Genomic DNA, 19,829 nt, shown 5'->3' with positions numbered 1-19,829 from the left:
CGACACGCGCGCTCTCCTCATGAATACGGGTCCGCAAGCGGACAATTTAACCGGCGCTGGCCGGTGTCAGGCAGTAATGACCGATCAACTGTCGCAACAGCTGCACGGTAGGCTGCAAACGTGACATTTCAAGGTACTCGCCAGGCTGGTGGGCGCAGGCGATATCGCCAGGCCCCAATACCAGGGTTTCGCAACCGAGGCGCTGAAGATAAGGCGCTTCGGTGCCGAACGCCACTGCTTCGGCACGATGCCCGGTGAGCCGTTCGGCCACCCGCACCAGCTCGGCGTCCTCGGCCTGCTCGAACGGGGGCGCTTCGGGGAATAGCGGTGCGTAGTCGATCTTCACCTGGTGGCGTTCGGCGATGGGGTCGAGCTTCTGCCGGATCGCCGCCCGCAGCACCTCTGGATCCATGCCCGGCAGGGGGCGCAGGTCGAACTCCATGGAGCATTGGCCGCAGATCCGGTTGGGATTGTCGCCGCCATGAATGCAGCCGAAATTGAGGGTCGGCTGCGGCACGGTGAACTGTGGATTGCGGAACTCACGCTGCCATTGCAGGCGCAGGCCACGCAGCTCGCCCATGGCGTCGTGCATCGCTTCGAGCGCGCTGCGGCCCAGGCTCGGGTCGGAGGAATGGCCGCTGCGCCCGAGGATGTCGATACGCTCCATCATCACGCCCTTGTGCATGCGGATCGGCTTCAGCCCCGTCGGTTCGCCTATCACCACCGCGCGTCCGAGCGGCCGGCCGGCCTCGGCCAGGGCACGGGCGCCCGCCATGGAGCTTTCTTCATCGCAGGTGGCGAGGATCAGCAACGGCTGCTTGAACGGCTGGTCCAGCAACGGCCGCACCGCTTCGATGGCCAGGGCGAAAAAACCTTTCATGTCACAACTGCCCAGGCCCACCCAGCGCCCGTCGACCTCGGTGAGCTTGAGCGGGTCGGTCTGCCACAACGCGCCATCGAACGGCACCGTGTCGCTGTGCCCGGCCAGCACCAGCCCGCCGGGCCCCGTGCCGAAGCTGGCGAGAAGGTTGAACTTGCCGGGGCTGACCTGCTGGATATCACAGGAGAATCCGAGTTCCGACAGCCAGCCTGCCAGCAGCTCGATCACGGCGCTGTTGGACTGGTCCAGCTTGGGCTGGGTACAACTGACCGAAGGCGCGGCGATCAGGGCAGCGAACTGATCTTTCATGGACGGCAAAGGCATCGCTGGCTCCCGGGCTTACAAATTGGGGTCCATCATAGAACCATCGAGAGCAAGGATGGAACCGTTCGGCGCGGAGGACCGACGAGTCCTGTACACTGCACGACCCTGGCAGCCACATCTTCCCCCGGCTGCGCACCCGATTCCTGGATTTTCCGGCCATGCAGAAAGAAACCGAAATCAAACTCCGCGTCAGCCGCGAGACCCTGGCAGCCTTGCGCGAGCATCCGCTGTTGAAAAAACGCAACAAGAGTGGCTGGGAACGCCACGAATTGATGAACCAGTACTTCGACACGCCGGAACGTGACCTGGCCCGGGCCAAGGTCGCCCTGCGCCTGCGTCGCGACGGCGAAGAAGTCATCCAGACCCTCAAGACCCGCGGCCAGAGCGTTGCCGGCCTGTCCGAGCGCAACGAATACGACTGGCACCTGCCCAAGGCCAAGCTCGACCTGAAGAAGCTCGACGGCGAATGCTGGCCCGAGGCACTGGCGGACCTGGACAAAAAAACCCTCAAGGCGATCTTCACCACCGATTTCGTCCGCGAGCGCGCCGAAATTGCCTGGGGCCGCGGCAAAGCCAAGGTGGTCATCGAGGCGGCCCTGGACCTGGGCCACGTGGTGGTCGGCAAGCAGAAGGAAGAAATCTGCGAGCTGGAGCTTGAGCTGCGCGAAGGCGAACCCGCCGCCCTGCTGGAACTGGCCGCCGAACTGGCCGCGAGCCTGCCCTTGATGCCTTGCGACATCAGCAAGGCCGAACGTGGCTATCGCCTGCATGATGCGAGCAGTTATGCGCTGAGCCTGCCGGCTCCGCAGCTGACGGCCGAAACGCCGCTGGACGATGCCTTTGGCGCGTTGAGCTGGCATCTGCTGGGCAGCAGCCAGCGCCTGGCCGAGCAATATCGTTTCAACGGCCACTGGCGCCTGTTGCAGGACTGGGTGGAAAACCTCGCCGAACTGCGCGCATTGCTCAGCAGCCTCGGCCAGGCCGCGCCGCGCCAATCGACCCATGATCTGCGCGTCGCCCTGGATGCGCTGCTGGAAGACTGGCGTCCGCTGGTCCAGGCCGGCCTCGACGACGAAGACGTGCGCAAGGCGGCGCCGGAGCAATTCCTCGAAGAGCTGCAGGACCCGCGCTGGGGCCTCTTCTCTCTTCAAGCTTCGCGCTGGTTGCTGGCTCGCAGCTGGACCGCCGACCGCAACACCCGTGGCAATCGCCAGGGCGCGGCGCAACTGGGCAGCTGGCTGCCGCGCCTGCTCAGCGAAGAAGCTTCGTCGCTGCAACTGCAACGCTACCAGCAACAGCCGGAAGACCTGGCCGAGCAACTGCCGCGCATCGAACGTATCCAGGCCTGGCTGCATCATGCCCGCCAGGTGCTGGAAATTCCTGAGATGGACCGGCTCTACGGCGAATTAAACAAGCTGGCGCAATTGGCCAACGAACCGATCACCGACGAGCTCCTGGATGCGCGCAAGCAACAGGCGATTGCGGTTTATCAGAATCGGGCCTGGAAGACTTTGTTGCGCCTGTAAGATCGCCATCGCGAGCAAGCTCGCTCCCACAGGGGTCCAGCGTTGCACACAGATTTTGTGGCCGCTGAAGATCTCCTGTGGGAGCGAGCTTGCTCGCGATGAGGCCAGTCCAAACACCCAAAAACCAAGCTTCAGCGCACCACCGGCAAACTCGTCGTCGACTTGATCTCCGACAGCGCCACGATCGAGTTCACCTCCTGAATTCCCGGCACCATCGACAGTTTTTCGAAAAAGAATCGCTCATACGCCTCGATGTCCGCCGTGACGATGCGCAGCAGAAAATCCACCGACCCCATCAGCACATAGCATTCCAGCACCTCGGGGAACCCGCGGATCGCCTCGGTGAACTCGGTGAAATTCGAGCGACCGTGGGCGTTGAGCTTGATTTCGGCGAAGATCTGCGTGTTCAGGCCGATTTTCTTGCGATCCAGCAGCGTCACCTGCCCCCGAATGATCCCCTCTTCCTTCATCCGCTGAATCCGACGCCAACAGGGCGACTGGGACAAGCCAACCTGCTCGGCGATCTGCGCGCTGGACAGCGAGGCATCCTCTTGCAGCAACGCCAGTATCCTGCGGTCGTAGCTATCCAGCTCGCTGTGCATAAATAATCCTTTGGCTTTCCAATATTCGAATCATTTTATTCAAGATAAGCCAGAAATAGCTCATCTTAGGTAAGAAATACCCTGCTGCGCATGTAAATATTTCTCCCGACCTCCAGGAGACCGAACATGCACGCACTCGCAGCCGTATCCACCGCCCCGACCCGCGCCGACGCCTGGCACGCCGCCAACGCCCATTGCCGCGTGCATTATCAGATGCAGGCCGAAGCCGAACCGGACGTGCTGTGCCGAGCGTTGAACCTGTTCGCCTTGCAGGGCCTGATGCCACAGCAGGTCCACGTCGAGCGTCACGACGATCTGCTGGCGCTGGACATCGTCCTCGATGGGCTGAGCTGGCACCGTGCCCAGGTCATTGCTGAAAAATTACGTAACCTGATCAGCATGTGCTCGGTGGACCTGCAAGACGCCGATATCACGCGGGCCGGACGGGTCCTGGCGGCCGGTTGAGGGGTGCGCAGGCAAGAATTGGAAACGCATTGGTCGGGTAGTGGCCCAACGGTCCATAAGGTCGGGACTATTCTTTTGCACAACAAGCCTGGACGCCGAAGCGTCTGCATCGCGGCTTTGCTGCAACCGTCCAATAGGAACCCGAACGCCCATGTCCACCAAACACGCCACTCAGGACCGCTGGCTGGACCTTAACGATCTGCTCCGCCAACTGGTCGCCCAGGGCCTCATCAGCCAGGATTCAGCCGAAACCGCGCTCAACGCCCGACGCCGGCATAACGCCAACAGCCAGTTGCACCCGCTGGAGTTCATCGCCAACCAGCACCTGGACGACCTCAGCCGCCCCGGCAAGCGCCTGGACCTCGAGAACCTGACGCTGTGGCTGGCCCAGCAGGCCGACCAGCCCTACATGCGCATCGACCCGTTGAAGATCAACGTGGCGGCCGTTACGCCGCTGATGTCCTATGCCTTTGCGCAACGTCACAAGATTCTCGCGGTGGCGGTTGACCGTGACGCCGTCACCGTCGCCAGTGCCCAGCCTTACGTCAGCAGTTGGGAAGCCGACCTGACCCACGTGCTCAAGTTGCCGGTCAGGCGGGTGGTCGCCAACCCGGTGGATATCCAGCGCCTGAGCGTGGAATTCTATCGCCTGGCCAAATCCGTCAGCGGCGCTACCACCGTCGATCAGCAACCGAGCAACCTGACCAACTTCGAACAACTGCTCAACCTCGGCGCCAGCGACCAGGAGCCGGACGCCAACGACGCCCATATCGTCAATATCGTCGATTGGCTGTTCCAGTACGCCTTCCAGCAGCGGGCCAGCGATATCCACATCGAACCGCGCCGCGAGCAGGGCACCGTACGTTTTCGCATTGACGGGGTGCTGCACACCGTCTATCAGTTCCCGCCGCAGGTGACGATGGCGATCATCAGTCGCCTGAAAAGCCTGGGGCGCATGAACGTCGCGGAAAAGCGCAAGCCCCAGGATGGTCGCGTCAAGACCAAGACTCCCGACGGCAACGAGGTGGAGTTGCGCTTGTCGACCTTGCCGACCGCGTTCGGCGAAAAAATGGTGATGCGGATCTTCGATCCGGAAGTACTGCTCAAGGATTTCGACCAGTTGGGCTTCTCCGCCGACGACCTGCGTCGCTGGCAGGACATGACCCGCCAGCCCAACGGCATCATTCTGGTCACGGGGCCCACCGGGTCCGGCAAGACCACGACGCTCTACACGACGCTGAAAAAACTGGCGACGCCGGAAGTGAACCTCTGCACCATCGAGGATCCGATCGAGATGGTCGAGGCGTCGTTCAACCAGATGCAGGTCCAGCACAACATCGAGCTGTCTTTCGCGGCGGGCGTACGTGCGTTGATGCGGCAGGACCCGGACATCATCATGATCGGCGAGATCCGTGACCTGGAAACCGCCGAGATGGCGATCCAGGCAGCACTCACCGGACACCTCGTCCTCTCGACCCTGCACACCAACGACGCGCCGAGCGCCATCAGCCGCCTGCTGGAGCTCGGCGTGCCGCATTACCTGATCAAGGCCACGGTGCTCGGAGTCATGGCCCAGCGTCTGGTGCGTACGTTGTGTCCACATTGCAAGGCGCCCATCACCCTGGATGAAGACGACTGGCAAACCCTGACGCGGCCCTGGCAGGCCCCGTTGCCGACTAACGCCCAGCAGGCTGTCGGCTGCTCGGAATGCCGCGATACCGGCTATCGGGGGCGGGCCGGGGTGTACGAGATCATGCAGTTGAGCGACAGCGTCAAAGGCCTGATCCACCCAGACACCGACCTGCTCGCCGTGCGCCGCCAGGCCTTCAAGGAAGGCATGCGCAGCCTGCGGCTCTCGGGCGCGCAAAAGGTAGCGGCGGGCCTGACCACGGTCGAAGAAGTGCTGCGGGTGACGCCACAGAGTGAACAGAAGTAGCTTGTGGCGTGGGCTGACTGACGGGTCATGGAACTGAATCGAGGCTGCGGCAATCCAAAGTCATAGTTAACCCTGTGGAGTCACCTATCATGCGTCTCAAACTTGCTGTCGCGACCCTGGCCTTGCTTTCTCTTCCTGTTGGCTCGGCAATGGCCGACACGTTTTGGCGTAACGTCATCTCATCCGGTGCGACCACCGGCTCTACCTACCTGACCTTCAAGGACAACAAGCTGATCGTCGCCGCCCAGGACGACGCCGGCAGCTTCGTCGCCAGTGACGGCGGCATCCGTGGCCCCTATCTGGAAGCCGCGATGCAGAAAGTCCGTGCCGACAACCCAGGCCTGCAAGCCACCGACATGGAACTGGCCAACGCGATCCTGGCGAAAAACGCTGTCGCCCAGGAATGATTTCCGGCCGATAAAAAATGCCGCTCGATTGAGCGGCATTTTTTTGCCCGGCGGACATCTCACAAACCATCGAGGGAACGAGCCTGCTCGCGAAAGCGGTGTGTCAGCCAACCTCGATGTTGCTGATTTATCGCCTTCGCGAGCAGGCTCGCTCCCACAGGTATCAAGTGTTACTCGCCGATAGCAGCCTTGTAGCCGGCAGCATCGAGCAACTTATCCAACTCGGCCTTGTCGCTTGGCTTGAGCTTGAAGATCCAGGCGCCGTACGGATCGGAGTTCAGCAACTCCGGCGAGCCGCCCAACTCTTCATTGATCGCAATCACTTCACCGGAAATGGGGGCATAGATGTCGGAAGCGGCCTTGACCGACTCCACCACTCCAGCCTGATCACCAGCAGCGAAAACCTTACCGACCTCGGTCAGCTCGACAAACACCACATCGCCCAAAGCTTCCTGCGCATGATCGCTGATGCCCACGGTGACGGTACCGTCGGCTTCCAGGCGCGCCCACTCGTGGCTTTCGGCAAAACGCAGTTCGGCGGGGATATCACTCATATTCTGTGTCCTCAAGAGAAAGTGTCAGCGGCCGGCGGCCCGCCGCAAAAGGTTAGATCAGGGTTTTGCCATGGCGGACGAAGGTCGGCTTGACCACCCGTACCGGGTACCACTTGCCACGAATTTCCACCTCGGCACGGTCAGCGGTAGCCATCGGGACACGTGCCAGGGCAATCGACTTGCTAAGCGTAGGAGAAAAACTACCACTGGTGATCTCTCCTTCGCCAACATTGGCGATACGGACCACCTGGTGAGCGCGTAGAACACCGCGCTCCTCAAGTACCAGCCCGACCAGTTTGTGCTGCACGCCAGCCGCCAGTTCGGCTTCCAGCGCCGAGCGGCCGATGAACTGGCGGCTCGCAGGTTCCCAGGCGATGCTCCAGGCCATGTTGGAGGCCAGTGGCGAAACATCCTGGTGAATGTCCTGGCCATAGAGGTTCATGCCCGCTTCCAGGCGCAAGGTATCGCGGGCTCCAAGACCGATGGGAGGAATGCCAGCGCCCACCAGATCGTTGAAAAAGCTTGGGGCTTCATGGGCCGGCAGGACGATTTCCAAACCATCTTCACCGGTGTAGCCGGTACGGGCAATGAACCAGTCGCCGTCGGCACGGCCTTCGAAAGGCTTGAGCTGCTGGATCAATTGACCGCGTGATTGCGTGACCAGCTCGGCGATCTTGTGCCGGGCCTGCGGTCCCTGGATGGCCAGCATCGCCAGTTCGGGACGCTCGTGCAGTTGCACGTCATATTCACCGAGCTGTGCCTGCATCCAGGCCAGGTCCTGGTCGCGGGTCGAGGCATTGAACACCAGCCGGTAACCGTACTCGACCCGGTAGATGATCATGTCATCGACTATACCGCCGCGCTCATTGAGCATCGTGCTGTACAGCGCACGGCCGGTGTCCTGAAGGCGATCGACATCATTGGCCAGCAAACGCTGCAGCCAGGCCTTGGCCTGGGGGCCGGCAACGTCGATCACGGTCATGTGGGACACATCGAACACACCGCAATCGCGGCGCACCTGGTGGTGTTCCTCGACCTGCGAGCCGTAGTGCAGAGGCATATCCCAACCGCCAAAATCGACCATCTTCGCGCCAAGGGCGAGATGCAGGTCATACAGAGGCGTACGCTGTCCCATGGGTTTCTCCTTCCGGGCGTGGCGAAGGTGCGGACGGGTACTGCACAGCACGAACGCCTGAAAAAATGGCGCCCTCAGCTACCCGGTCCGACGGACGGACCGCACCGAATGCCGCGCATTGTATCCACATGCCATGGCACTGGCACCTGGGGCCGCTCTCAATTAATTCAGAACGCGTCGATGAGCCGAGCGCCGTATCAATCCGATGACTGGCAACAGCCCGACCAGCACCAGGGTCAGCGCCGGCAATGCAGCCCGTGCCCACTCCCCCTCGCTGGTCATTTCAAAGACCCGCACCGCCAGCGTGTCCCAGCCGAACGGGCGCATCAGCAGGGTGGCGGGCATTTCCTTGAGCACATCGACAAACACCAGCAACGCCGCGCTCAACGTGCCAGGGAGTAGCAACGGCAGATACACTTTGAAAAACAGTCGTGGCCCACTGACGCCAAGGCTTCGTGCGGCCTCGGGCAATGACGGACGAATCCGCGCCAGGCTGCTTTCCAGCGGACCGTAGGCCACGGCCAGGAAACGTATCAGGTAGGCCAGCAGCAACGCCGACAAACTGCCCAACAGTAACGGCTTGCCCGCCCCGCCGAGCAGGGTCGATAGCGGAATGACCAACTCACGGTCCAGATAGCTGAACGCAAGCATGATCGACACCGCCAGCACTGAACCCGGCAAGGCATAACCCAGGTTCGCCAGGCCGACACCGGCGCGGATCGGACGGGTCGGCGCCAAGCGACGGGCGAAGGCCAGCAGCAAGGCCACGCAGACGGTGACTAGGGCCGCCAGGCCGCCCAGATAGAGGGTATGGATGATCAACCCGGCATAACGCTCGTCCAGGTCGAACCGACCGCGCTGCCAGAACCACACCACCAGTTGCAGCACCGGAATGACGAACGCGCACGCGAAAACCAACAGGCACCAGCCGCTTGCCGCTGCCGCCTTGAAACCGCGCAAATGGTAAAGCGCCTTGATCCGGGGCCGCTCGTTGCTGGCCCGCTGTGCTCCCCGGGCACGGCGTTCACCGTAGAGCACCACCATCACCGCCAGCAGCAACAGACTGGCCAGTTGGGCTGCGCTGGAAAGACTGAAGAAGCCGTACCAGGTTTTATAGATGGCAGTGGTAAAGGTGTCGAAGTTGAACACCGACACCGCGCCGAAATCCGCCAGGGTTTCCATCAGCGCCAGCGCCACGCCCGCGCCAATGGCCGGTCGGGCCATCGGCAGTGCCACCCGCCAGAACGCCTGCCAGGGCGATTGGCCGAGGACCCGGGCCGCTTCCATCAATCCCTTGCCTTGGGCCAGGAAGGCGCTTCGCGCGAGCAGATAGACATACGGATAGAACACCAGCACCAACACCAGGATAACCCCGCCGGTCGAACGTACCCGGGGCAGGCGCAAGCCGCTGCCGAACCATTCGCGCATCAGGGTCTGCACCGGGCCGGCAAAATCCAGCAGGCCGACGAAAACAAACGCCAGCACATAGGCGGGAATCGCGAACGGCAACATCAACGCCCAATCGAGCCAGCGTCGACCGGGGAATTCGCAAAGGCTGGTAAGCCACGCCAGGCTGACCCCCAACAACGTCACGCCGACACCCACACCCAGGATCAGCGTCAGGGTATTACCCAGCAGGCGCGGCATCTGGGTCTCCCACAAGTGGGACCAGATCTGCGCATCGATGCTCTGCCAGGACAGCAACAGCACGCTCAACGGCAACAGGACCAGCGCAGCGACGACGAAGACCAGGGGATACCAGCGGCGTTGGGCGGGGTGGGTCAAGGAAAACTCTCGTAAGACAAACGGTCAGGTGGCGAGGGAGCTTGCTCCCGCTGGAGGGCGAAGCCCTCCCGGGATATCTGCCAGGATCCATATGCCGGGGCATGATCCAGGATTTTGGGGCTACTGCGTAGCCCAGCGGGAGCAAGCTCCCTCGCCACGGGTCGTCAATGAGCTGAAATCAGTTCCAGCCGGCACGATCCATCAGGCGTATGGCTTCGGCCTGGCGTTTGCCCGCGACTTCGACCGGCAGAGTGTCGGCCTTGAACTGGCCCCAGGCGGCGACTTCCTTGGACGGCTGGACTTTCGGATTGGCCGGGAACTCCTGGTTCACGTCGGCGAAGATGCTTTGCGCTTCAGGCGTGGTCATCCACTCCACCAGTTTTTTCGCGGCCTCCGGGTGCGGCGCGTGCTTGGTCAGGCCGATACCCGAGAGGTTGATGTGCACGCCACGGTCCGCCTGGTTCGGCCAGAACAGCTTGACCTTCAAGTCTGGCTTCTGCTGGTGCAGGCGGCCGTAGTAATAGGTGTTGACGATGCCAACGTCGCACTGGCCGGCATTGATCGCCTCAAGCAGCGCGGTGTCGTCGGAGAATACGTCGGTGGACAGGTTCCTGACCCAGCCCTTGAGGATCTCCTCGGTTTTTTCAGCACCATGGGTTTCGATCAGGGTCGCGGTCAGCGACTGGTTGTAGACCTTTTTCGAGGTCCGCAGGCACAAGCGGCCTTCCCATTCCTTGCCGGCCAGCGCTTCGTAAGTAGTCAGCTCACCCGGTTTGACCCGGTCAGTCGAGTAGGCAATGGTCCGCGCACGCAGGCTCAGGCCGGTCCAGGCGTGGGACGACGCCCGATACTGAGGGGGAATGTTGGCATCGATTACCGGCGAGGTGAACGGCTGCAGAATGCCCATCTGCTCGGCTTGCCAGAGGTTGCCGGCGTCGACGGTCAGCAGCAGGTCGGCGGTGGCATTTTTGTCTTCGGCCTTGATCCGCTGCATCAAGGGCGCTTCCTTGTCGGTGATGAACTTCACCGCGACGCCGGTTTTCTTGGTATAGGCATCGAAAACCGGTTTGATCAGCTCATCGATGCGCGACGAATAGACCACCACCTCATCGGCAGCCTGGGCGACGGAAGTGCCGATCAGGGTCAGTGCGAGGGCGGACAGCAGGCGTTTGGTAGCCGACATGGGAGCGGTCTCTCGATTGTGAACAGAGCGCAAATGATAAGGACTCACATTTAGCACCACAATCGAACAGTGGGTAGACACGTTTCCAAATGTTGCACAGATGGGATGGGGGTGGCTGTTCCGGCCTCATCGCGAGCGGGCTCGCTCCCACAGGCTCAACTGGATCGAATGTGCGAGCGAGCCTGCTCGCGATAAGCCTTTCTCAGACCTTGGCCAGGTCCGGCAAGTCCCCGGTCAGCCCCAACGCCTCGCGGACGAACAGCGCCTTGGCCTCCGGCATGCGATCTACCAGCTTCAGACCGGTATTACGCAACCAGCGCACCGGCAGGGGATCGGCCTGGAACAGCCGCTCGAAGCCTTCCATCGCCGCCATCAGCGCCAGGTTATGGGGCATGCGCCGCCGCTCGTAGCGGCTCAACACCTTGAGGTCGGCCAACCGCTCGCCACGCTCGGCGGACTGCAACAGCACCTCGGCCAACACCGCGGCATCCAGGAATCCCAGGTTGACGCCCTGCCCGGCCAGGGGATGGATGGTGTGCGCCGCATCGCCGATCAGCGCCAGCCCTTCGGCCACGTAACGCTTGGCGTGGCGTTGGCGCAGCGGTACGCAGACGCGAGGATCGGCGCCGAGCACCGCGCCCAGTCGGCCCTCGAAAGCCCGCTCCAGTTCGGCGCAGAAAGCGTCGTCATCCAGTGTCATCAAGCGCTGCGCTTCGCCAGGCGTGGTCGACCAGACGATCGAGCACCAGTCCTGCTGGCCGTCGCGCGCCAGTGGCAGGAAGGCCAGCGGACCGTTGTCGGTGAAGCGTTGCCATGCGGTCTGGCGATGAGCTCCGGCGCTACGCACGCTGGTGACGATCGCGTGATGCAGGTAGTCCCACTCGCGAGTGGCGATCCCCGTCAGGCGGCGCACGGCGGAGTTCGCCCCGTCGGCGGCAATCACCAGTGGCGCGCGCAAGGTGCGCCCGTCAGCCAGGGTCAGCAGCCAGTCGTCGCCGGAGCGGCGCATCTGCTCCAGGCGCGCATTGGCCAGCAGGCCCAGGTCGCAGTCATGCAACCGGTCCAGCAGGGCATCCTGAACGACGCGGTTCTCGACGATGTGGCCAAGCACTTCGGCATGCAGGCTGGCGGCGGAAAAATGAATCTGCCCCGTGCCGCTACCGTCCCAGACGTGCATGTCGGTGTAAGGACTGGTGCGTCGGGCGACGATACCGTCCCAGACGCCCAGACGATCGAGAATCCGCTGGCTGGCCGCCGACAGGGCGCTGACCCGGGGTTCGAACGCTGCCTGGGAATCAAAGGGCTTGACGCTCAGCGGGCTGCCGTCGAGCAACAACACCTGCAAGCCGCTGCCCTGCAACGCGAGCGCCAGGGCGCTGCCGACCATGCCGGCACCGACAATCAACAGATCTGCGCGCAATTCCATGCTTTAAGCCTGTGCTGCTGGCGACATGAGCCGCCGGTGAAAGGAATGAGCCGTATCAAGCATCGGGGCGAGTCCCCAATCCCATGGCCTGGCGAGCGAACCAGCGCTTGGCTGGGGGCAGCAGGTCAAGGCCCAGGAGGCCCAGATTGCGGCCCACGGATACCAGCGGCAGATCACAGCTGAACAGCCGCGTGACCTGGTCGGAGAAGCCAACGGTCAGGGCCTGGTCCATCCGCTGGCGCTCGCGATAGGCTTGCAATACAGAGAAGTCGCCGGGCGTGCTGTCGCTCCCGAGCAATGCATCGGCCAGTGCGTGCGCGTCACGCAAGGACAGGTTGAAACCCTGCCCCGCAATCGGATGCAGGCTATGGGCAGCATTGCCGAGGATTGCCAGGTGCGGACGTACCTGCTCTTCGGCTTCCACCAACGCCAGCGGATAAAGGTGTCGCGCGCCCACCTGCTTCAACGTGCCCAGGCGGTAGCCGAACACACTCTGCAACTCACTGAGGAAACTGCGCTCATCGAGGGCCGCCAGCCGTTGCGCATCCATGCCCTGGCGAGTCCAGACCAATGCACAACGATTTTCCGGCAGCGGCAACAAGGCCATCGGACCGTCGTCGGTAAAGCGTTCGAAAGCCATGCCATTGTGGGCTTCGCTGGGTGTGACGTTGGCAATCAACGCGCTCTGGTCGTAAGGGCGATTGCGCACACCGACGCCCAACTGCTCACGCAATCCGGAGCGTCCACCGTCGGCCAGTACGGCGAGGTCGCATTCCAGCGTGGTTTCGTCATCCAGCGTCAAACGATAACCAGCGACCAGTGGCTCCATCCGGGTGACTTGCGCCGGGCAACGCCAGCTGACCACGTCTTTGTCCAGCCCCTGCCACAGGCACTGGCCGAGCCAGGCGTTTTCCACCACGTAGCCGAGGGCCGGCACGCCCTCCTCCATGGCGGACAACCGCGCGGTGGAAAACCGTCCGCGGTCGGAAACATGAATCTGTTTGATCGGTTCTGCGCGGCGGGAAATTTCCTGCCAGAGGCCCAGGCGCTGATAGATTTGCCGCGCGCCGAAGGAAAGCGCCGATGAGCGCGCGTCATAGCTCGGCTGCCAGGTGTCGCCGGGGGCGAAGGGTTCGATCAGCATGATCTTCCAACCCCTGGCCTTGGCGCCTGCCTGCAAGGCGAGCGCCAGGCTCGCGCCGACCAGGCCGCCACCAATGATCGCCACGTTGACCCGGCTCATGCCGCTTGAGTCCGTGCGGCGGCCATCAGGGCCTCGATTTCGGCGACCGTTTTCGGCACGCCGCGGGTCAGGATTTCACAACCGGTCTTGGTCACCACCACGTCATCCTCGATGCGCACGCCAATGCCGCGCCATTTCTTCGCTACGCTGCGATTGTCCGGGGCAATGTAGATGCCCGGCTCCACGGTCAAGGCCATGCCAACCTCCAACACGCGCCATTCGCCACCGACCCGATACTCACCGACGTCGTGCACGTCCATGCCCAGCCAGTGACCGGCACGGTGCATGTAGAACGCCCGGTAGGCTTCGCTGGCGATCAACTGGTCCACCTCGCCTTCCAGCAGCCCGAGACGCACCAGCCCCTCGGTAATGACCCGGACCGTAGCTTCATGGGCCTGGTTCCAATGCTTGTTCGGGCCAATTTCAGCGAACGCCGCTTCCTGGGCCGCCAGCACGACTTCATAGATCGCCTTCTGCTCGGGCGAAAACTTGCCGCTGACCGGCCAGGTACGGGTGATATCGCTGGCGTAGCAGTCAATTTCACAACCGGCGTCGATCAGCACCAGGTCGCCATCCTTGAGCGGCGCGTCGTTCTGCTGGTAATGCAGGATGCAGCTGTTGCGCCCCGCCGCGACGATGGAACCATAGGCCGGCATCTTTGCGCCGCCCTTGCGGAATTCGTAGTCGAGTTCGGCTTCCAGGCTGTATTCGTAAAGCCCGGGGCGTGCCGCTTGCATGGCGCGGATGTGCGCCTGGGCGGAAATCCGCGCCGCTTCGCGCATTACTTTCACTTCCGCCGCCGATTTATACAGGCGCATATCGTGCAGCAGGTGATCCAGGGCAACAAACTCGTTCGGCGGCTGGGCACCAAGGTGGGCCTTGGAACGAATCACGTTGATCCACTCCATCAGGTGCCGGTCGAATTCGGGGTTGCTGCCCATGGCCGAATAGACCCGGTCGCGACCTTCGATCAGGCCCGGCAGGATGTCGTCGATGTCGGTGATGGGAAACGCGTCGTCGGCGCCGTAGTCCCGGATCGCCCCTTCCTGGCCGGCGCGCAAGCCATCCCACAGTTCACGTTCGGCGTTGCGCTCGCGGCAAAACAGGATGTACTCGCCGTGAGCGCGACCGGGCATCAGCACCAGCACCGCTTGCGGCTCGGGGAAGCCGCTGAGGTACTGGAAATCGCTGTCCTGGCGATAGACGTGCTCGACGTCGCGGTTGCGGATCGCAACGGCGGCGGCGGGCAGGATTGCGATGCTGTTGGGTTCCATCTGCGCCATCAAGGCCTTGCGGCGACGACTGTATTCCGACTTCGGGATATGAATCATGGGCAGACGGTGTTCCCTCTAAAAATTAATGCAAGGACGGCTTGGGCGCCGCTGCATCGGTTTTCCTGGTCTCGGTAAACAGCAGCAACGGCGCGACCCGCAGGTACTCCATCACTTCCATGTAGTCGCTCTCGCCGTCGTCGGATTCTTCCAGGGCGTCCTGCACCTGGGAGATGGCCGCCAGGTCTTGCAACACTTCCTTGGCTTCATCGCTCAAGGCGTATTCGCGGCGGGTCAGGCCGAAGCCTGCCAGGAAACCCTGGCACCACTGACCCAGCGCAGCGGCGCGTTCAGCCAATGGCGCGTCATCGGTGGGCAGCAGCAGGACGACGGTCATGTCATCACTGGTCAATTCACCCTTGACCATTTCCTGCAGGCCGATGAGCGCGTTGCGCACGTTGTCCGCCGGCTCGCCTTCAAGCAGTTCGGCGGCGTCGGCCAACCAGCCGTCAGCATCAAAACCAGCGCCGGCACAGCTGCGGCCGAGCAGCAGGCCATGCAGTTCGGCGGGCGAGACAGGGTGGCCGCTGGTGCTCAGCAGGGTGGCAAAGGCTTGGTACGGAGAATTCTGAATGGGCATGGGCAGCTAGGCGCCAGACGGCGCTATGTCTAGAATGGAGGCCTTGTATCCTACATCGACAGACTCGCCAAGACCATTAAAGGCTGTGCGACCCAAATCCCTCCATCAGACACATTCTTCAGTGGACACAATGGAAGACACCGACCTGCAAGCGCTGATGGCCAGACTCGAGCTGCTAATTGACCGGGTCGAGCAACTTAAGAGCCAAAACGGACTCCTATTAGCTCAGGAAAAAACCTGGCGCGAGGAACGCGCGCACCTCATTGAAAAAAACGAAATCGCCCGGCGTAAGGTCGAATCGATGATTTCGCGCCTCAAGGCCCTGGAGCAAGACTCATGAGTTCAAGCAATAGCGTTACCGTGCAGATCCTCGATAAAGAGTATTCGATCATCTGCCCCCAGGAAGAGCGCAGCAACCTGGTGAGCGCCGCCCGTTACCTGGACGGCAAGATGCGCGAGATCCGCAGCAGCGGCAAAGTCATCGGCGCCGATCGCATCGCCGTGATGGCCGCCTTGAACATCACCCACGACCTGCTCCACCGCCAGGATACGCCAGACGTACAGGTCAGCGGCTCGACCCGCGAACAGGTCCGCGACCTGCTCGATCGGGTGGATCTGGTACTGGCTACCGATCCGGACGTCAGCAAGGGCTGATTCGCGAGGCAGCCTGGGGTATACTTGCGTCACTCCCTGGGGTGCTTGCCAGTTGGTGATGTCCCTGAGCCGATACGCACAACCACGGGGGTTGCACGTTGGGGCCGGTGTGCATGTCCGCTTGACGGAAAGCCTTAACGCCTCCTGCAACTTCCACCTTGAACTTTCGGGTTCAAGGGCTAAGCCGACAGCGGTTCATCCGGGGAGCCTGATTCTTGAAACAATGCCAGTCAGCACGACTGGCATTGTCGTTTCTGGCGTTTGGCGTTTTCTGGTCCCGCCGTTTGCGGTTACGCTGTGCCGATGTCACCGTCTCGCGAAGCATCGATATGACCGAACCTGCGCTGCCGACCCGCCCACAACTTCGCCGCCTGCTACGCCAGGCCCGTCGTGCCCTGACCCCGGCCCAGCAACGGCAAGCCGCCGACGGGCTTTATCGGCAACTGGCACAGCATCCGCTGTTTCGCCGCGCAAGACACATCGCCCTGTACCTGCCCAACGACGGTGAAATCGACCCACGCCTACTGCTGCGCGCCGCCCAACGTCGGGGCAAGGCGACTTACCTGCCGGTGCTCAGTCCCTGGCCGCAGACCAGGATGGTGTTCCAGCGGATCCATCCTGGCGAAAAAATGCGCCCTAATCGTTTCCGCATCCCGGAACCACGCAAGAATATCGCCCGGCAGCGCAAAGTCTGGACATTGGACCTGGTATTGCTGCCGTTGGTGGGGTTTGACGATGCCGGCGGACGCCTGGGCATGGGCGGCGGCTTCTATGACCGCAGCCTGGCGTATCTGTCGCGACGCAAACAATGGCGCAAGCCGACGCTGCTGGGCCTGGCCCATGAGTGTCAGAAGGTCGAACGATTGGCGCAGGCAAGCTGGGATGTACCGTTACAGGGAACGGTCAGTGACAGGCGTTGGTATCTGGCGAGCTAGACGCCGCGAAACAGCGGCGTCCAGAAGACGGCTCAGCGCTTGAGTGCCGGCGCGGGCTGGGTGATTTCCATCGGTGCATCATTTTTGTTGGCCCATAAGCTCTGGGCGTAACCCGTGGTGACAACACCCAGGCCGAACAGAATGACCAGGACCCACAACAAATCCGGTTTGCGTTTCATCGATTGCCCCCCTCAAGGCACATCACACACGATGACAGCAGCGGTTTTCTTATCTGGCCGTGCAGCAGCGTCAAGCTTGGAAGGCCGGCATTTTGCGGCAACGTGAACCGACACGCAAATGCTGGCGTCAACCGACTGTCGGTTTGTCATAAAATCGCTGAACCTTTTTATCGCCACCACCCAGGAGTAGAAATCATGGCCTACTGGCTGATGAAATCCGAGCCCGACGAACTGTCCATCCAGGGCCTGGAAAAGCTCGGCCAAGCGCGCTGGGACGGGGTTCGCAACTACCAGGCGCGCAATTTCCTGCGGGCCATGGCGGTAGGCGACTCATTTTTCTTCTATCACTCCAGCTGCCCGGAGCCAGGCATTGCCGGAATTGGCAAAATCGTCAAGGCCGCCTATCCCGACCCAACGGCCCTGGAACCTGACAGTCATTACTTCGACGCCAAGGCCAGCCCGGAAAAAAACCCCTGGACCGCCCTCGACGTTGCCCATGTCGAGACATTCCCACGGGTGCTGAAGCTCGACTACCTAAAACAGCAGGCCGCCCTGGCCGAAATGCCGCTGGTGCAAAAAGGCTCGCGACTGTCGGTGATGCCGGTGACAGCCGAGCAGTGGGCTGCGGTCATTGCGTTGAAATCCTGACCAATGCGGTGTCCTGTCGGCCGTTTTCGCGAGCAGGCTCGCTCCCACGGAAATCTTGTGCACAACGCCAATCCTCTGTGGGAGCGAGCCTGCTCGCGAAGGGGCCCGCCCGGACAAACCTACTGAATGATCAGGTTGTTGAACAACAGATCATCCACCATCGGCTTGCCCGTCTCGTCGTTCATCACCTGCTGGGTCTGCTTCAACGCTTCCTGCCGCAGCTTTTCCTTGGCTTCAAGGTTGTTCATGGTTTCGGTCGTCTGCTGGGCAAACAGCGCCACCAACTGATTGCGAATCAACGGCTCGTTAGCCTTCACCGCCGCAGCGGCGGCGTCACCGGTCACGCGCAGGGCAACGTCGGCCTTGTAGACCTTCAGCTTGGTCGTTCCGTCCAGGCCATAATTGCCCACGAATGGCGGGCTGAGCGTGATGTAACTGACCTTCGGCGCCTCGCCTTCCTTGGCTTCCTTGGCTTCTTCGGCCATCGCCGCCATAGGCAACGACAGGGCCAGCATCAACATGATCCACGCTTTCACATTCGACTCCTCATCCGATTTGCGGCCCAGCATACCGCCCCCTCGTCCCAGCACAAGCTTATGGCCGGCTATCAGGGCGGGGCATGCTCGTTGACCCCTTCACTCTCACACCTACACTTATCGGCCATCACTCCCAAAGGAATAGCCCTGATGAAAGCCGTGCTGTGCAAAGAATTCGGCCCCGCCGAATCGCTGGTGCTGGAAGACGTCGCCAGCCCCGTCGTGAAGAAGAACGAAGTGCTGCTGGACGTGCACGCCGCCGGGGTGAATTTTCCTGACACGTTGATCATCGAAGGCAAATATCAATTCAAGCCGCCCTTCCCGTTTTCCCCCGGCGGCGAAGCAGCGGGCGTCGTCCGCGAGGTGGGAGAAAAGGTCAGTCACCTGAAAGTCGGTGACCGGGTCATGGCGCTGACCGGCTGGGGCAGTTTCGCCGAACAGGTGGCAGTCCCGGGCTACAACGTGCTGCCCATTCCTGCCGCCATGGAATTCAACACCGCCGCCGCTTTCAGCATGACCTACGGCACCTCGATGCACGCCCTCAAGCAACGGGCCAACCTGCAACCCGGTGAAACCCTGCTGGTGCTCGGCGCCTCCGGCGGCGTCGGCCTGGCGGCGGTGGAAATCGGCAAGGCCATGGGCGCCCGGGTGATCGCCGCCGCCAGCAGCGCGGAAAAACTCGCGGTAGCCAAGGCCGCCGGCGCCGACGAACTGATCAACTACAGCGAAACCAGCCTGAAGGATGAAATCAAGCGCCTCACCGACGGCCAGGGCGCCGACGTGATCTACGACCCGGTGGGCGGCGACCTGTTCGACCAGGCGGTCCGCGCCATCGCCTGGAACGGCCGGCTGCTGGTGGTCGGCTTCGCCAGCGGGCGCATCCCCGAGCTGCCGGTGAACCTGGCCTTGCTCAAGGGCGCTGCCGTGGTAGGCGTGTTCTGGGGCTCCTTCGCCCAACGCCAGCCCCAGGACAACGCCGCCAACTTCCAGCAACTGTTTGGCTGGTTCGCCGAAGGCAAGTTGAAACCGTTGGTGTCGCAGGTCTATCCGTTGAGCAACGCCGCCCAGGCGATCAATGACCTGGGGCAGCGCAAGGCGGTGGGCAAGGTGGTTGTGCAGGTTCGCTGAAACCCCTACCGGGTAAAAAGGGCCAGAGCCACCGATGAGGTGGCTCTGGCCCTTTTTCTTTGTGACTGCTCTGCTCCGTTCTGCAATGCCCATCAGCCATAAATACAAGCCGGCCGGGTAGTAGATAGTTACCGCACTTCCGTCGAAAAGTTAGGCGAACCTGTTTCGCCCGCACAGCACGCGCAGCAGCGAGTGCTTTTTACTAGCGACACCAATCGGACATGGATAAGTCATATGGATAACGCGGATACATATTTGGGACCACATATACAGCTAGGCCCAGGCTCATACGAAATACCGCCCATCCCGATAACAGGGCGAAGGTTACCGGACTTCAACACTGGAGGCTTTATAGCGTGGGGACTGAACGAT

The 19,829-nt window shown here is 62.1% G+C and carries 21 protein-coding genes and 1 other RNA gene; 10 read left to right on the top strand and 12 right to left on the bottom strand.

Annotation, left to right across the window (positions count from 1 at the left end; genetic code table 11):
- Window positions 1–46 precede the first annotated feature (46 nt).
- Entirely contained in the window at window positions 47–1,204 is a 1,158-nt protein-coding gene (argE, locus tag PSH78_RS01365) for an acetylornithine deacetylase (protein WP_305498040.1), read from the bottom strand.
- A 158-nt stretch (window positions 1,205–1,362) separates the two neighbouring features.
- Here argE and PSH78_RS01360 point away from each other — a divergent pair, with 158 nt between their 5' ends.
- On the top strand, window positions 1,363–2,730 hold the full coding sequence (locus PSH78_RS01360; RefSeq protein WP_305498039.1) for an inorganic triphosphatase: 1,368 nt from the start codon (window positions 1,363–1,365) through the stop codon (window positions 2,728–2,730).
- Between the two features lie 131 nt (window positions 2,731–2,861).
- On the opposite strand, the gene PSH78_RS01355 is transcribed toward PSH78_RS01360, so the two are convergent.
- Complete coding sequence (locus PSH78_RS01355; RefSeq protein WP_003206662.1) at window positions 2,862–3,332, bottom strand: Lrp/AsnC family transcriptional regulator; 471 nt, start codon at window positions 3,330–3,332, stop codon at window positions 2,862–2,864.
- A 126-nt stretch (window positions 3,333–3,458) separates the two neighbouring features.
- Here PSH78_RS01355 and PSH78_RS01350 point away from each other — a divergent pair, with 126 nt between their 5' ends.
- From PSH78_RS01350 to PSH78_RS01340, 3 genes are all read left to right on the top strand, one after another.
- The gene (locus PSH78_RS01350) at window positions 3,459–3,797 is read left to right on the top strand and encodes a hypothetical protein (RefSeq protein ID WP_305498038.1); all 339 of its coding nucleotides are present in this window, start codon (window positions 3,459–3,461) and stop codon (window positions 3,795–3,797) included.
- A 151-nt stretch (window positions 3,798–3,948) separates the two neighbouring features.
- The gene (locus PSH78_RS01345) at window positions 3,949–5,733 is read left to right on the top strand and encodes a GspE/PulE family protein (protein WP_305498037.1); all 1,785 of its coding nucleotides are present in this window, start codon (window positions 3,949–3,951) and stop codon (window positions 5,731–5,733) included.
- A gap of 86 nt (window positions 5,734–5,819) precedes the next feature.
- Window positions 5,820–6,140 carry a DUF2388 domain-containing protein gene (locus tag PSH78_RS01340; protein ID WP_186707601.1) on the top strand — a complete coding sequence of 107 codons (321 nt, stop codon included), beginning with the start codon at window positions 5,820–5,822 and terminating at the stop codon, window positions 6,138–6,140.
- Window positions 6,141–6,310: 170 nt separating this feature from the next.
- On the opposite strand, the gene gcvH is transcribed toward PSH78_RS01340, so the two are convergent.
- The 8 genes from gcvH to PSH78_RS01300 all read right to left on the bottom strand — a co-directional run bounded on the left by gcvH (window position 6,311) and on the right by PSH78_RS01300 (window position 15,377).
- Window positions 6,311–6,694, bottom strand: coding sequence for a glycine cleavage system protein GcvH (gcvH, locus tag PSH78_RS01335; protein ID WP_305498036.1), 384 nt, complete (start codon window positions 6,692–6,694; stop codon window positions 6,311–6,313).
- Window positions 6,695–6,746: 52 nt separating this feature from the next.
- Entirely contained in the window at window positions 6,747–7,829 is a 1,083-nt protein-coding gene (gcvT, locus tag PSH78_RS01330) for a glycine cleavage system aminomethyltransferase GcvT (protein WP_305498035.1), read from the bottom strand.
- Window positions 7,830–7,991: 162 nt separating this feature from the next.
- The gene (locus PSH78_RS01325) at window positions 7,992–9,614 is read right to left on the bottom strand and encodes an iron ABC transporter permease (RefSeq protein ID WP_305498034.1); all 1,623 of its coding nucleotides are present in this window, start codon (window positions 9,612–9,614) and stop codon (window positions 7,992–7,994) included.
- A gap of 178 nt (window positions 9,615–9,792) precedes the next feature.
- The gene (locus PSH78_RS01320; RefSeq protein ID WP_305498033.1) at window positions 9,793–10,797 is read right to left on the bottom strand and encodes an extracellular solute-binding protein; all 1,005 of its coding nucleotides are present in this window, start codon (window positions 10,795–10,797) and stop codon (window positions 9,793–9,795) included.
- Window positions 10,798–10,999: 202 nt separating this feature from the next.
- On the bottom strand, window positions 11,000–12,217 hold the full coding sequence (locus PSH78_RS01315; RefSeq protein WP_305501156.1) for a 2-octaprenyl-3-methyl-6-methoxy-1,4-benzoquinol hydroxylase: 1,218 nt from the start codon (window positions 12,215–12,217) through the stop codon (window positions 11,000–11,002).
- A gap of 61 nt (window positions 12,218–12,278) precedes the next feature.
- Window positions 12,279–13,466 (bottom strand): 2-octaprenyl-6-methoxyphenyl hydroxylase, encoded by a 1,188-nt coding sequence (ubiH, locus tag PSH78_RS01310; protein WP_305498032.1) that lies wholly within the window; start codon window positions 13,464–13,466, stop codon window positions 12,279–12,281.
- Window positions 13,463–14,797: a Xaa-Pro aminopeptidase gene (gene pepP, locus PSH78_RS01305; RefSeq protein ID WP_305498031.1), complete on the bottom strand. Its 1,335-nt coding sequence runs from the start codon at window positions 14,795–14,797 to the stop codon at window positions 13,463–13,465. Before pepP ends, ubiH begins: the two co-directional genes overlap by 4 nt.
- A gap of 25 nt (window positions 14,798–14,822) precedes the next feature.
- Entirely contained in the window at window positions 14,823–15,377 is a 555-nt protein-coding gene (locus tag PSH78_RS01300) for a YecA family protein (protein WP_305498030.1), read from the bottom strand.
- 130 nt (window positions 15,378–15,507) lie between these two features.
- Between PSH78_RS01300 and PSH78_RS01295 the strand changes: the two genes are divergently transcribed.
- From PSH78_RS01295 to PSH78_RS01280, 4 genes are all read left to right on the top strand, one after another.
- Window positions 15,508–15,717 carry a TIGR02449 family protein gene (locus PSH78_RS01295; protein ID WP_003177365.1) on the top strand — a complete coding sequence of 70 codons (210 nt, stop codon included), beginning with the start codon at window positions 15,508–15,510 and terminating at the stop codon, window positions 15,715–15,717.
- Window positions 15,714–16,031 (top strand): cell division protein ZapA, encoded by a 318-nt coding sequence (locus PSH78_RS01290; RefSeq protein ID WP_039590276.1) that lies wholly within the window; start codon window positions 15,714–15,716, stop codon window positions 16,029–16,031. Before PSH78_RS01295 ends, PSH78_RS01290 begins: the two co-directional genes overlap by 4 nt.
- 30 nt (window positions 16,032–16,061) lie before the next feature.
- Window positions 16,062–16,241, top strand: a non-coding RNA gene (gene ssrS, locus PSH78_RS01285) — 6S RNA.
- Window positions 16,242–16,360: 119 nt separating this feature from the next.
- The gene (locus PSH78_RS01280; RefSeq protein WP_305498029.1) at window positions 16,361–16,966 is read left to right on the top strand and encodes a 5-formyltetrahydrofolate cyclo-ligase; all 606 of its coding nucleotides are present in this window, start codon (window positions 16,361–16,363) and stop codon (window positions 16,964–16,966) included.
- Between the two features lie 32 nt (window positions 16,967–16,998).
- Here PSH78_RS01280 and PSH78_RS01275 read toward each other — a convergent pair whose 3' ends face one another.
- Window positions 16,999–17,145 carry a hypothetical protein gene (locus tag PSH78_RS01275; RefSeq protein ID WP_305498028.1) on the bottom strand — a complete coding sequence of 49 codons (147 nt, stop codon included), beginning with the start codon at window positions 17,143–17,145 and terminating at the stop codon, window positions 16,999–17,001.
- A 195-nt stretch (window positions 17,146–17,340) separates the two neighbouring features.
- Here PSH78_RS01275 and PSH78_RS01270 point away from each other — a divergent pair, with 195 nt between their 5' ends.
- Entirely contained in the window at window positions 17,341–17,793 is a 453-nt protein-coding gene (locus PSH78_RS01270) for an EVE domain-containing protein (RefSeq protein ID WP_305498027.1), read from the top strand.
- A gap of 119 nt (window positions 17,794–17,912) precedes the next feature.
- On the opposite strand, the gene PSH78_RS01265 is transcribed toward PSH78_RS01270, so the two are convergent.
- Window positions 17,913–18,329, bottom strand: coding sequence for a flagellar basal body-associated protein FliL (locus PSH78_RS01265; protein ID WP_305498025.1), 417 nt, complete (start codon window positions 18,327–18,329; stop codon window positions 17,913–17,915).
- Between the two features lie 150 nt (window positions 18,330–18,479).
- Here PSH78_RS01265 and PSH78_RS01260 point away from each other — a divergent pair, with 150 nt between their 5' ends.
- Window positions 18,480–19,457 carry an NADPH:quinone oxidoreductase family protein gene (locus PSH78_RS01260; protein ID WP_305498024.1) on the top strand — a complete coding sequence of 326 codons (978 nt, stop codon included), beginning with the start codon at window positions 18,480–18,482 and terminating at the stop codon, window positions 19,455–19,457.
- Window positions 19,458–19,829 lie beyond the last annotated feature (372 nt).

This window comes from Pseudomonas sp. FP198, assembly GCF_030687895.1.
GTDB lineage: Bacteria > Pseudomonadota > Gammaproteobacteria > Pseudomonadales > Pseudomonadaceae > Aquipseudomonas.
Note: the sequence above shows the minus strand (reverse complement) of the source record. Positions and strands in the feature narration are given on the sequence as shown.